At 39.1% G+C, this 14188-nt stretch carries 12 protein-coding genes; all 12 read right to left on the bottom strand.

The features are described 5' to 3' along the window. Window positions 1-252: 252 nt before the first annotated feature. On the bottom strand, window positions 253-546 hold the full coding sequence (locus tag HZ311_RS06870; protein WP_023520541.1) for a WXG100 family type VII secretion target: 294 nt from the start codon (window positions 544-546) through the stop codon (window positions 253-255). Between the two features lie 141 nt (window positions 547-687). Beyond that, window positions 688-1578, bottom strand: a complete 891-nt coding sequence (locus HZ311_RS06875; protein WP_023520542.1) for an Rgg/GadR/MutR family transcriptional regulator — start codon at window positions 1576-1578, stop codon at window positions 688-690. 364 nt (window positions 1579-1942) lie between these two features. After that, entirely contained in the window at window positions 1943-2839 is an 897-nt protein-coding gene (locus tag HZ311_RS06880; protein WP_023520543.1) for a phytoene/squalene synthase family protein, read from the bottom strand. After that, window positions 2826-4316, bottom strand: coding sequence for a phytoene desaturase family protein (locus HZ311_RS06885; protein WP_178946549.1), 1491 nt, complete (start codon window positions 4314-4316; stop codon window positions 2826-2828). Before HZ311_RS06885 ends, HZ311_RS06880 begins: the two co-directional genes overlap by 14 nt. A gap of 339 nt (window positions 4317-4655) precedes the next feature. Further along, entirely contained in the window at window positions 4656-5621 is a 966-nt protein-coding gene (locus tag HZ311_RS06890; protein WP_137072974.1) for a tRNA dihydrouridine synthase, read from the bottom strand. A gap of 506 nt (window positions 5622-6127) precedes the next feature. After that, window positions 6128-6898, bottom strand: a complete 771-nt coding sequence (locus HZ311_RS06895; RefSeq protein ID WP_010734031.1) for an ABC transporter permease — start codon at window positions 6896-6898, stop codon at window positions 6128-6130. Next, window positions 6891-7832, bottom strand: coding sequence for an ABC transporter ATP-binding protein (locus tag HZ311_RS06900; protein WP_010734030.1), 942 nt, complete (start codon window positions 7830-7832; stop codon window positions 6891-6893). Before HZ311_RS06900 ends, HZ311_RS06895 begins: the two co-directional genes overlap by 8 nt. A gap of 316 nt (window positions 7833-8148) precedes the next feature. Then, a complete protein-coding gene (locus HZ311_RS06905; RefSeq protein WP_137072976.1) occupies window positions 8149-9798 on the bottom strand; it encodes a MutS-related protein in 1650 nt (549 codons plus the stop codon). 93 nt (window positions 9799-9891) lie between these two features. Further along, window positions 9892-10506 (bottom strand): ThuA domain-containing protein, encoded by a 615-nt coding sequence (locus HZ311_RS06910; RefSeq protein WP_153830580.1) that lies wholly within the window; start codon window positions 10504-10506, stop codon window positions 9892-9894. 42 nt (window positions 10507-10548) lie between these two features. Beyond that, complete coding sequence (xylB, locus tag HZ311_RS06915) at window positions 10549-12033, bottom strand: xylulokinase (protein ID WP_137073095.1); 1485 nt, start codon at window positions 12031-12033, stop codon at window positions 10549-10551. A 92-nt stretch (window positions 12034-12125) separates the two neighbouring features. After that, window positions 12126-13175, bottom strand: a complete 1050-nt coding sequence (locus HZ311_RS06920; RefSeq protein ID WP_010734026.1) for a sugar ABC transporter substrate-binding protein — start codon at window positions 13173-13175, stop codon at window positions 12126-12128. Between the two features lie 25 nt (window positions 13176-13200). Then, on the bottom strand, window positions 13201-14166 hold the full coding sequence (locus HZ311_RS06925) for an ABC transporter permease (RefSeq protein WP_023520548.1): 966 nt from the start codon (window positions 14164-14166) through the stop codon (window positions 13201-13203). Window positions 14167-14188 lie beyond the last annotated feature (22 nt).

The following is a 14188-nucleotide window of genomic DNA, read 5'->3' on the forward strand; positions in this document are numbered from 1 at the left end:
GTTGTTCTCCTCCTTCTAAAAGAGCATGGGGTCAGAAGTGACTTGTCTGTATTTCTACCTTTCAAAATAAGCGTCAAAATCCAAAAATAGCTAGCTGATTTCGGATTTTGACGCTTATATCATGGCGATGTGCACTTCTGTCATATCCTCTTTTTAGGCTATAGCTGAGATGCTCTGTTTTACATTGTGTATTGTTGCACATGTGATTCGTTTAAGAAAATCTAGCAAAGTGACTTCTGTTTGAACATCAAGTTAAAATCCAAACGAACCTGCATCTTGACGATCGCGTTCTGCAACCGTATCAGCATACTTGTTCAACTGCTGATTGATGCGCTCAAGAAGTTCTTCCATTTGACGAACATTACCTTCTAATTGGTTGTATTGTTCCAAATAAGCTTGAAATGCTTGTCCTTTCCACTGTTGACTGATTTGTTGGTTCATTGCATTTACTTTACGGATCGCCTCTTGGATCTGAGAGGCTGCCTGTGAATAAACCTGTGCTTGTGACTTCAGTTGTTCGGGGGTGACTGCAATTACTCCTGCCATTTTTGTACCTCCTAAAATTTTTTTGACTAGTTTATCATACTTGATTTTCAACTGGTCAAAATAAAATACGCCGAATAAGGTTGATCTTCGTCGTATACGCACAATTCTTTTCGTATAAGATTAGTTATTTTAAGATAGCATTCAATTACTAGCGGGGGGAAACTCATTCTTGAGTTCAAAATCCACATGGTACGCCTGCTCCACGAAGCGTAACAGTTCGTATTTTTTTTGATATTGTTGCTTTGAATCCAAGTAGCAACTGACTGCTAAAGCGTTTTTTATGTGATACTTCCCTTTCTTATTACCTTTGATCACATACCAGACGCCTTGCAAAAACAATTGCAAGTTACGCTCATAGTATAGTTCTTCTTCAAGGAAATACTCTTCTAACTTCGCACCATATTTCCAAACCAGGCGGAGATCCTGATTTTTAATAAATAGAATGAGGCCATTTGCCAACATGCGAAATGTCTCACTTTGCCCGCTGCGGTTTTCTTCGTAGACCGCCAAACTAAGAAACGACTTTTCTAAAATCAAATCGATAAATTTAGGATGGAACGCATACATACAATTAGTAAACAAAAAAATTTCGTAGCGAGTCCATGTTTGTGCCTTCATTAAATACTGATAAACCTCTGAAGATAGCACATCGATTTTTTCCTCTTTTAATTGAGCGATCATCAAGCGACACAGACTGATTAGATGACGTTCTCTTTGAGAATCAGGTTCTTCTGTTTCATACAACATGATAATACTATGTAATTCTAAACTATCTTTCTTTTCAAAAGCGACTACCGCTTCTTGCATCAATCGATTGACCTCGGATAAATCATTTGGAAAATTAAATAACTGCAATTCATCATAGTCCAAATTTAGTTTTTTCAAAAAATAAGTCAACTTACTGACTGTCGTATCTGCTTTATTTTGAATAAAACGTTTATATACAGAACGACTAGCTTCCTCTCCACAAAGTTCTGCAATCGTTATTCCTTTTTGCTTTCTGACAAATTCAACGATCTCCCATACTTCCATTTTTTCACTCCTGACCTCTTTCACTGAATCTTGAACTCAAAGATTTTATAGAAAGAGCTTCTATGATTGAAATTTGATAAAGCTAAAAATCCCCGTTTATTATAATCTTACCATCATTCTCGTTTGAATATTACATTTATTTATAATAACTGTTGTTTTTAAATATAAAGACTTTACTAATAAATACAAAAAAACAGAACAGAAAAACATTGATGTTATTTATAAGAGCGATAATAATGGAATAAACAATGTATTTTTTGTTCAAAATGTCATGATAAACAAAGAATGAGCACTCGCAACGGTACTTTCCGCGAGTGCTCATTCCGTTTTCTGATACATCAGATTATCAATGCTATCATACCAATTATAATGTTGATTGTTGTGGACTATTTATTAGAGTTTCTACATATTTTTTGGCTTTTCTCAGCAGTTGGATTTTTCTTATCTGGCTGACATAGTTTTTACGATCTAACATGAAATAGTTATTTTCTCTGATTACGCTTAATTGCTCTCTATAGATCATTGCAGCAGCAGTTAATGCGAGTTGACAATTTCGGTCAATAAACGGCAGCATCGTAAAAGAAGTTTCATATTTTTTCTCTGCTTCATTAGCTATCGCTTCCCATAGATCAATCAATGGCTTCGCAGGTTTATCTGCTTGCAACATGGTTTCAGTCACACCATGGGCACGCATCATTTCCTTTGGTAAATAAATTCGTCCCATTTTATTATCTTCACCGATATCTCGTAAAATGTTAGTGAGTTGCATCGCTTCACCCAGCCTTTTTGCCTGTGACTGGATTTTTTCTGCTTGGTCAGATAATAAAGGTAACAACATCAAGCCGACACTACCTGCGACATAGTAACAATAGTCTTCTAAGTCAGCCAATGTTTCTGGCTGTGTAAAGACTAAATCTTGCTTTTGACCTGCGATCATGTCGTAGAACGGAGACAAGGTCATGGGATAAACGGAAAAAACAACCGACAAGGCACGCCAAATTGGTTCATCAGGAATTTTACCCATGGAGAAAGCATCTAGTTGGTGTTTTAGTGCCAACAATTCTTCCTCACTATGGGCTAAGTCAACTGTATCATCTGCCAAGCGACAAAAAGCATAAATGGCATAGACACTTTTTGCTTTTTCTTCAGGAAGTTGAGAAAACGCAGCGTAAAACGATTTTGAATATTTTTTTATCACAGTTTCACAATAGGCAAAATCGTCTGCGTGTTTTTCAAACAGTTCCTGATTAGTTTTTATCATCTTTAACCAACTCCTCTACCGCAAGCTTAGCACTTTGCATCACGATTGGTACACCAGCTCCGGGATGTGTGCTGCTACCACAGAAATAAAGATTCTCAGCAGAAGCAAATTTATTATGAGGTCGATAATAGTTACTTTGTTTTAAGGTTGGTTTCAACCCAAATGTTGCACCATTATAGGCATTGAAATGTTGTTCAAAGTCTTTTGGTGTATAAAAACTTTCTGAAACGATATGCCCTTCAATATCAGTAAAGTCTGTCTTTTCTTTTAATAATGTCAATACTTTTTGACGATATTCTTGGACTTTCGCTTCTGACCAATCTTCGTATTTTGAAAGTTCTGGAACTGGTACTAATACATATAATCCTTCATGGTTTTCTGGGGCTAATGATTCATCCATGATCGTAGGACGGTATAGATAAAAGGATGGATCTTCCGGTAAACGACCATCTTCAAATAAATCATCCACATTTCGTTTGAAGTCATCTGCAAAATAGATGCTGTGGAGATAATCCCCCGGATATTTTTTATCTAGACCTAAATATAGTAAGAAACAAGAACAAGAGTATTCCATCTTATCGATTTTCTTATCCGTATATTTCCCACGATTCTTTTCATCAGGAATCAACTCTTTCATTGCATAAGGAAAATCAGCACCACAAACGACCGCATCTGCTTCTATTCGTTCTTGTCCGATTCGAACACCTTTTGCCACTTTATCTTCAATGATCAATTCATCAACGGGTGTATTATAATGGATCGTTCCACCTAATTCTTCTAATAAGTTAGCTAGTGAGGTTGCTAAAGTATACATACCTCCTTTGATAAAATGAACGCCATATAAAAGTTCGATCATCGGGATAATCGTGTATAACGATGGACCTTGATATGGGGAAACACCGATGTATAAGGTTTGGAACGCCAATGATTTTCGCAAACGTTCATCTTTAACAAATTTAGCAATCGATGAATACGCATCACTAAATGTTCTTAGACGAATCCCTGCCCATAGTGATTTAGGATTATAGAAATCCCAAAAACCACGAAAGGATTTAGTAATAAATGCTTCTTTGGCTATGTGATAACGCTTGTAGATATCCGCTAGAAACGCATAATAGCCTTGCGCATCTTCTTGGGAAATCGCTTCGAGCGTTTTGGTCAATTCAATGAGATCATTTGAAAATTCGATTGGTTCTTCTTTATTGAAATAGAGTTTCAACATAGGATCGACTTTTTCCATCGGAATGTAGTCATCCGGATCTTTCCCACAAAATTCAAATACTTCGCGATAGATTTCAGGCATCATCACGATCGTTGGCCCCACATCAAACGTGAACCCATCTTTTTTGATTTGATTCATCTTGCCGCCAGGGCCACTTTCTTTTTCGTACAATGTTACTTCATAGCCTAATTTTTGCAAGCGTACAGCTGCACTTAATCCCGCAACTCCTGCACCTGTTACAATGACTTTTTTCATGACATCCACCTACTCAATTCTTGTTCTATAAATTTTTATCATCTGATAAATTTTAGGATATCATTAAATCCGTTATGTCATAAAATAAAACGCTCAAATAACATACGTTACATTAAATTTTCTTCATTTTTCTTTGTTTTTAATTCATTTTTTATCATTTTTCACTCAGTATTATTTACACGTGAAATATACAATCTAGATAGCCATTGTCAGCTAAAACTGAATAAACAGCCTTCAAAAGTCAATTCATTAAAAAAAGCCATGACATCCGAAAATATTTTCATATTTTTTAGATGTCACAGCTTTTTTGGCTGATTACTTTGTGAAAACTTAGACAGTTTATTCAGTTTTATGTTGAAATTCATCTAAACGTGCCCGAACTTCATCAGTGGATTTCGTGTTCATCAATTGCACACGCAAATCGTTGGCTCCTGGAAATCCTTTGACGTAGATTTTGAAGAAACGATGTAAGCCTGTGATCGAACGTGGGATCTCTTTTGCATAGTGGTCTTGTAAATCTAGTTGCAAACGCAGTAAATCAATAAGTTCTTCTGCTGAATGCTCTTTCGGTTCTTTTTCAAAGGCAAATGGATTTTTAAAAATACCTCGGCCGATCATGATGCCATCTACACCATATTTTTCCGCTAATTCAAGCCCTGTTTGGCGGTCAGGGATGTCACCATTGATCGTCAACTTCGTTTGTGGGGCAATTTGGTCACGCAAGGCAACGACTTCAGGAATTAGTTCCCAATGTGCCGCCACTTTACTCATTTCTTTGCGTGTACGTAAATGAACAGAAAGATTCGCGATATCTTGCTTTAGTAAATGACTGATCCAATCAACCATTTCAGCTTGCTCTGTGTAGCCAATACGTGTTTTTACACTTACCGGTAACCCTCCAGCTTTTGCAGCTTCGATCAATTCTGCCGCAACCTCAGGACGTAGGATCAAGCCACTACCTTTTCCACGTTCTGCCACATTCGGTACCGGACAACCCATATTGAGGTCTATTCCTTTAAAACCCATCTCGGCTAGTTGAATACTCATCTCTCTGAAAAATTCCGGTTTATCTCCCCAGATATGTGCCACCATCGGTTGTTCATCTTCAGTAAATGTCAAACGTCCTTTGACACTTTCTTTGCCATCTGGATGACAAAAACTATCTGAATTAGTAAATTCGGTGAAATACACATCCGGCGCACCGGCCTTTTGGACAACATGGCGAAAAACCACATCTGTCACATCTTCCATCGGTGCTAATACAAAAAAGGGCGTAGGTAGTTCAGCCCAAAAATTATTCTTCATCAAGTACACTCCATTTCGCTATATAAAAAGTTCCATCAAAAACATTGTTGCCATTATACAAGGAAAAAGAAAAAGAAGCAAAGTAGAGGTTGTGAAAGGAGCGATCAGCACTAAGGCATAAGAAAGGAAAATCGAAAATGGTTGTTTCATTTTTGATTTTCCTGGCTTATGTCCGAAGTGTTGCTCCTTGAACACCGTTTATCATAGGTTGTGAAAAAAGCGTTTTGACCTGAGCAGTAAGATAGAAAATTGTAAAATAGCTTTTCATATTTTGCAATTTTTTAGCTTAATGTTGAAGGTCAGCTTTTTGAACACCGTTTATCGAGGTTGTGAGAAAGCCGGTCAGCTCCGAATATTAAGGCGGAAATTGGGAAAATAGCTTCTCATATTTTTTCAATTTCCGCCTTAATATTGAAGGAGTTGGCCTTCGAACACCGTTTATCGAGGTTGTGAGAAAGCCGGTCAGCTCCGACTTACTATTGAAGGAGTTAGCTTGCCTCGTTCGCTTAACTTCTTAACCCTCTACCTTTATTGATCAAGTACCAACACGTTGAATAAAGCACTACAATGAACAGTACAAGGATCGCAATCGAAATGAAGATTGGCACATCGGTGGTGCCTAAGAAACCATAACGGAAACTTGAGATCATATAAACAATTGGATTTACTTTTGAGATGGCTTGCCAAATCGGTGGTAACATCGAAATTGAATAAAACACCCCGCCAAGATAAGTCAAAGGTTGTAACACAAACGTTGGTACAATGGACACATCATCATAAGATTGGGCGAAAATCCCATTGATCAAACCAGCAAGCGAGAATAAGATAGCGGTCATCAATAGTGTTAATACAACGATCGTCCATGAATAGACATGTAATGGCACAAAAAATAGAGAAATCATTGTGACTAATGCACCGACCAAGACACTCCGTCCCAACCCACCGATCACAAATCCCCAGATGATGACATGTGTTGGTACAGGGGCAACTAAAATCTCTTCGATATTCTTTTGGAATTTTTGTGAAAAGAATGAAGAAGAAACATTTGAATAAGAGCTTGTGATGGCGGACATCATGATCAATCCGGGAACAATAAATTCCATGTAGGAGAAACCACCCATATCACCGATTCGTCCCCCGATCATTTTCCCAAAAATGATAAAATACAAAGACGTAGTGATCACTGGTGGTACTAGCGTTTGTACCCAGATACGCATATAGCGATTGGTTTCTTTGATTGCTAAACTTTTTAATGCAGTAAAATAAAGATTAAACATTTTTCTTCGTTGCCTCCATATGATAAGTTTCTTCCGTAATTTTCAAGAAAAGTTCTTCTAAGCGATTGGATTTATTGCGCATAGACAAGACTTTGATCCCTTGCGCACTTAACTGTTCAAAGATCCCATTCACTCCTTGATCACGCTCCACTTCAACCGCAAGTGTGCGTTCATCTTCTAAGATACTTGTATAGCCAATGATCTCTGGCTTTTTATCATAAGGTGCTAAGTCAAAGATAAACGTTTCAAATTGTAATTTGGAAAGCAAGGCTTTCATAGAGGTATTCTCAATCAGTTCACCCGATTGGATGATTCCAATATTTCGACAAAGCATTTCTGCTTCTTCCAAATAATGAGTCGTCAAAATGATCGTTGTTCCTGCGTGATTCAATTCACGTAGAAATTCCCACATTTCTCTTCTTAATTCAATATCGACACCCGCTGTGGGTTCATCTAGAATCAATAATTTGGGTTCATGCATCAATGCACGGGCAATCATCAATCGTCGTTTCATCCCACCTGAAAGCATCCGCGCACGAACATTGCGTTTCTCCCACAAATTAGATTGTTTAAGATATTTTTCACTACGTTTCAATGCTTCATTACGGGACACGCCATAGTAACCCGCCTGATTCACGACGATTTGTTGCACTGTTTCAAACGGATTGAAGTTGAATTCTTGGGGCACTAAGCCGATTTGTTGTTTTGCTCGTACTAAATCTGTATCCAGATCATAGCCAAATACTTTCACTTTTCCCGATGTCTTATTCACTAATGAAGTGATGATCCCGATCGTTGTTGATTTCCCTGCACCATTTGGTCCCAATAATGCATAAAAATCTCCTTCTTCAACCGTCAGATCGATGCCTCGGAGTGCTTCCACACCTGTCCCATATATTTTTCTTAACTCATTTATCTCAAGAGCATATGTCATTTTTTACTAACTCTCCTTATTTTGTCTGATTTACTATTTTAGCATGTAAAGAGGTTGTGAGAAAGCCGTTAAGCTCCGAATAGTAAGGCGGAAATTGAGAAAATAGTTCCTCATATTTTTTCAATTTTCGACTTACTATTGAAGGAGTTGGCTTTCGAACACCGTTTATCTAGGTTGTGAGAAAGCCGTTAAGCTTCATGCAGTAAGATGAAAATGAAAAAACCACAAGTCCTTCCAGAAAATAATTCTGTCGTCTCTGTGGTTTTCATTATCAATGATGGTTATTGACTAAATACTTTCAGCTTGGGCTTATTTCTTACTCCACTACCCGCCATTGGCGATGTTGATCAAAATAGGCGGCTTCTGCTTGTGCCTCTTTCACGATTGCTGTAGGATACTTCAGCACATCTAATAATGCGATGGCATTTCTTGTCTTAGCAGGTCCTTGTTTTAATTTAAAGTCAAAGCTGATCCCCTTCTCAGGCGTCACTTGCTCTTCAAAATGGACATTGGCACAATCTTTTTTCAAGATCTCTGTCAGTTCGATATCATGTGTTGCGACAAAGGCTAAAGAAGGGTAATCACTCAACCAATTCACGATAGCTGCTGAAGACGCGATCCGTTCAATCGTATTTGTCCCTTTCAAGATCTCATCGACAAAGCAATAGCAACGTTCTTTTGTTTCCACTTGCTGTAATAAGCGCTTGATCGATTTGATTTCTGAAACAAAGTAACTATCGCCTTCAAACAAATTATCTTCGATCGCCATCGAGGTCAAGACATGACCGGGTTGGATCGTGAAAGATTCGGCTAAAGCAGTTTGGATCGTTTGCGCTAAGATACAGTTGATGGCAATACTTTTGACGTACGTCGATTTTCCTGAAGCATTCGAGCCTGTGACCAATGTGTTCTGTTGCCAATCGATGGGATTGACGACTGCCTCTGCAATCAGAGGGTGATACGTATCCTCTGCCATAATCCCGCCTTCTGCAAAGACTGGTTGACAAGAATAGGGCATGTAGGTGCGATAATTCAATACTGCCGCAGCTACTTCTAGCTCTCCGAGTAATTGCCATAATTCAATCGCTTGTTCCGTTTTCTTTTCCAATCGGCTAATGACAAAATGATACGAAATAAATGGCAACATGAACATCATATTCAAGTAGTCAAAAAACAACTCCGCTTCTGAGCCATTTTTCACTCGAAATGAAAAACCGAACTTAGGGATTTCTTTTAAAGGCTGAACATTTTTTTGTAACTCTGCTTGTAACGGTGTGGCAAACGTAGCTATTTTTTTCGCCGCAGAAATCGTAGAAACAAGATAGCTCATACTATTAAGTTCTGTTTCGAGTGTTTGCTTTTTTATCAAGTAATAAACCGTATTGAATAACACACTAATGATCGCGAGATAAATGCCGATCACTTGTCCAAGTAAAAACAAGCCTAAACCAATGAGTGGTAACATGCCTAAAAAGGCAAATAGCCCAATATGACCAATTCTTTTGCTTTTGCCATCTGCTAAGTATTGTTTGGCAAAATTCCGGTCTTTTTTTCCAATTCGTGCAAATTGATATTGGATTTCTTCTCTCAACTTAGGATTTTCTTGATAGAAAGTAATCAACTTTTCTAGACGCTGATCTTGTCCAAAATCAAAATTACGCAGTCGCTGATAAAGCGCTTCTGAACCCACACTTGAATACGTATGATTGAGCGTTTCGAATACTTCAAACATATCTAGGTCATACCAAGTCAAGTCATCGACTTCACTGTCCCACGTGCGAAACTTTTTTTCTGTCTGCCAAGCTTCTTTTAAGCTCTCCTCCTTATCAAATCGTACTTGATATGGAAGCTTCCCCCATTTGTAACGGATATCTGCTCTTAATTTTTTTCGCGAATTGATTTCTAAGACAATTAAGATTCCAATGATGCCGACGATCAGGAGCATGATAAATTCTGTTTGACTCATAAATTTTCTCCAATCTATTGAATACTTTAAGTATAGCACTGATTGGAAACATAAATGGACTTATAAAAAAACTATCCTTCTTTTTCACCGTATTCATGTTGATTCTAGACACCAACTAATTCCATCGAAAAGTACCATTTGATTTCCTTCATGTTGCAATCCTTCTGAAAAATGTGCAGGAGTCATACAAAAAACTTTACCTTTACCATACAGATGTCGCCAAGCAGCAATCGATTCACCATAGTGAGAAAAGCTGTGCATCAGAACTTCCGTTTCGCCTATAGCTACCTCAGTGAAATAGTGTTCGTCCCATATTTTATAAGACTTACCATTTGGTTCTCGATAGGTTACTTCTGTAGGTTTGGGATGATGAAGGAAGCGCCCCCGCAACATCTCACTAAACGCAGAGTGGATCGGGTAGCTAGAAAGTCCTGAATGATACGCAATCAGGCTTCCGCCACCCGCTACATACTTGGTGATCAACTGATCGTATGTTTCATTTAACCAAAAAGCGTCATTTGTTTTGGGTGCTAACCGATTTTCCTTTGAAAGGAGGAATAAATCAGGTTGCTCATGTAATGCTTTGGTTAGTTGCTCGATCGTCAGATCAGTCATCTTTAGTTCTTGTGGGAAGTGCTTAGCGATCCCCTGAAAATAGTTGACTAACGGATCATGCGGATGGTAAAAATCGCCTAACAACGTGATCATTTTTTTCACTAGGAACACTCCTTTCACTTAGGTACTCGTTTATTATTTTTCGTACATGTGACAAATTTCCTTTGTACATTCGTATACTTTACGATAACGCGCATACACCTTTTGGTAAATTTCCACTTGTTGCGGGTTCGGTTGCACAGGGGATTGGTAGGAAACAAAAACACTTGCACATTCGTTCAAATCAGTAAACCAGTCACAGCCTACTGCTGCTAACATAGCGGCGCCAAGCCCAGGTCCTTGTTCGGTGGTTAAAGTAACGATCGGTCGATTGAAAATGTCCGCTTGCATTTGGAGCCACGTCTGATTTTTTGCGCCGCCACCGACTGATACGATTGTTTCGATTTTTTGTTGGGTCATCTCTTCCATGATCGCTTGGGAGTCCTTTAGAGAGAAGGTAATCCCTTCTAGCACGCTACGGGTAAAATGTTTCAATTCGTGTTGCGTATCTATCCCAATAAAGCTTCCTCTGATTTGACTATCACTGTAAGGCGTCCGTTCCCCTACGATATAAGGAGTGAACAATAAGCCATTACTGCCTGCATCAACACTTCCGATTTCTGATAGCAACTCGCTGAAGGAACGATTAGGAGCAAAGCGCTGTTTGAACCAACTCAAGCTGTCGCCAGCTGCTAAGGTCACACCCATGGAATACGCGGCACCTGAGGCATGTTGGAAGAGATGGAGCTTCCCTTGATAGTCTCTATCCACATTTTTTTCGTAACGAAGGAATACTCCACTTGTGCCGATGGAACATAATCCAAGACCTTCTTCTAAAATACCAGCGCCAACAGCGCCACAGGCATTGTCGGCACCGCCTGCAATCACTTTGACTGGCTTGGTAAAGCCGTATCTTTCTTTTAATTCCTCTTTCAATGTCCCCACCACGTCAGTAGAAGCCACTAAAGGAGGTAAGATGGCTGGATCGATCCCAAATTCTTCTAAGATTTCTTCATCCCACTGCTTCGTTTCTTGATCCAGCAGTAGTGTGCCAGCCGCATCTGACTCGTCCATATGATACGAACCAGTCAACCAGAATCGTAAATAATCTTTCGGTAATTGAATGTGTTTGACCTTTTCCCAACTCGCTGGTTCGTGTTCTTGGACCCATAAGATTTTCGGTAGTGTAAATCCTTCTAACGCTTTGTTTTTCGTGTGCTGTAACAACTTATCCCCCATTATTTCAGTGATTCGTTGACATTGTGGTGTCGTACGAACATCATTCCATAAAATAGCTGGTCTTACAACTTGATCGGCTTCATCCAAAAAAACTAAGCTGTGCATCTGTCCAGAAAAACTGATGCCTGCCAATTCATCTTTAAGATCAGTCACTTTCCCTAATAATTCTTTCAATATTTGATCTGCTGCTTTGAGCCAATCCGCCGGTTGTTGCTCGCTATACCCCATCTGTGGATTGCTCATAGGGTAAGAAGCAACTGCTTCTGCCACTAACTTTCCTTTTCGATCAAACACTAGGCCCTTCAAGGCACTTGTTCCTAGATCTAAACCTAATACATACATGAATCGTTCCCCTTTCCGACAAAAACAAGCGAAAGAAACAGTCCGTTCCATCAAGACACCACCTGTTCCTTTCCACTGATTACATACGCTTTTTATTCTGTTTCTTCTGTACTTTCTACTGAAGAATCTTCTACTGAGTCTGTTTTCACTTTACTTTTTTCTTTTCCATACTCTTCTAACTCTTCAGCTAACACATAGTTGACATCGATCGGAATTGTTGCGTCAATTGTTTCACCGTCGATTGCTTTCACTAAATTCTCGATCACTTGATAGCCGATTTGGTACGCATCTTGGTCAACGATCGCTGTGATTCGTTCGTCCGCTACTCCGCTTAACCAAGTGTCCGTATAATCAAATCCATAATGAAGCACCTGTCCTGCTTTTCCTTGAGATTCTAATGCACTCATCACACCGACATTCGGCCCTTCTGAACCTAATGAAAAGACAGTGACTAAGTCTCTATTCGCCGCAATGTAGCCTTCTAATTGTTTTTTAGATTCTGATGGTTGATCATTGTCTTGGATCGTCGCTAAAAACTTAAAGTTCTCAGCATCTTTTCCATAGATCTCTGCAAAACCTTCTTTCAGTCCTTTTTCACGATCGATCATAGTTGGTTGTGCGACGTCCACACAAACGATGGCGATCGAACCACCGGTAATGCCTTTTGCCTTCATTTCTTCAGCCGCACGTAACCCTAATTCTTTTCCAGCTGAGACATTGTCTGTACCGACGTAAGCTGTCCGATCTTCAGGATTTTCTAAATCGGCATCAAAGGTGATGACTGGAATATTTTTATCCATGGCTGCTTTGATTGGATCAACGAACGCTTTTTTCTCAATCGGTGCAATGGCGATTCCTGCTACGTTTTTGGCAACTGCTTCTCTGATAAAGCCGATATGTTTCTCTTTCTTACTTGGTTCAGCAGAAGGAGATGTTTTCGTGACCAATGTATAGCCCAATTCTTGTGCCGCATCCTCTGCTCCTTTTTTCATGGGGTTCCAATAAGCCCCGGTGTCTACGATTGGAATGAAATACAAGGTCTTTTCACTATCTGCATCTGCAGAATCACTCGTACTACATCCTGTACCAACTAATAATAACGCAACGAACATACTGATGACCCAAAATGATTTTTTTAACATGGTCTTTTCACTCCTTAGATTATAATTATGACTGACGACTTGCTCGACGTTTCAAATAATCAATGATGATTGCTAAAATAATGACTAGACCGGTCACTGTATCTTGTAAAAATGAATTTACCCCCATCAATGTCAAGCCATTTTTAAATACTTGTAAGGTTAAGATACCTGCTACCGCTCCGCCAATCGTGCCGATTCCACCGCTAAATGATGTACCACCCATGATAGCTGCCGCCATTGCGAACAAGTCTAAGCCATTCGCATCTTTGGAAGCGCCACCATTTAAATTCGAAACAATCAACAAACCAGCGATGGCTGCTAACATTCCTTCAATCATAAACATCTTGATGATATGTTTATCCGTATCGATACCGGATAGTCTGGCTGCTTCTTGATTTGACCCTACCACATAGGTATATCTTCCCAAACGCGTATTTTTCATTATAAAAGCAAATACAATGATGATAATTAAAAAAATCAAGGCATTGCTTTTGAACATATCCGTACCAATCGGCGTTTTCGCTAAGCGATTGAACCACTCGTTTTCGGAACCGATAAATTGTTCGTCCGTGAAAAAACCGAGCATCCCTTTGATGACATAACTTGTTCCTAACGTTAAAATAAACGAAGGCAAATCAAATTTCTTGATCAACAAAGCGTTCACCGCGCCTAACATTGCCCCTGTCAATAATGCCAGAAGCACAACGACTGGCGCAGGCATTCCTTGATTTGCCGCATATAAACCGAGCATTCCTGATGCCATTCCGACATAACCAATTGATAGATCCACATAGCCGCAAATCAAAATCATCGCATAAGCAACAGTTAAAATGCCTACCGGTGGAATTTGTTGGAAGAAATTTTCAATATTGAATGTGCTCAAAAAATTCGCATTTGCAATTGAAAAATATAGGACTAAAGCAATTAACACTAAATAAACAGAGTAGTTCATAAAAAGTGACTTGATCGTTAACTTGTTTCGTTTTTCCATCGTTCTCTCCTTTGTTTACATA

Origin of the sequence: Enterococcus mundtii (assembly GCF_013394305.1) — a bacterium.
Taxonomy (GTDB): domain Bacteria; phylum Bacillota; class Bacilli; order Lactobacillales; family Enterococcaceae; genus Enterococcus_B; species Enterococcus_B pernyi.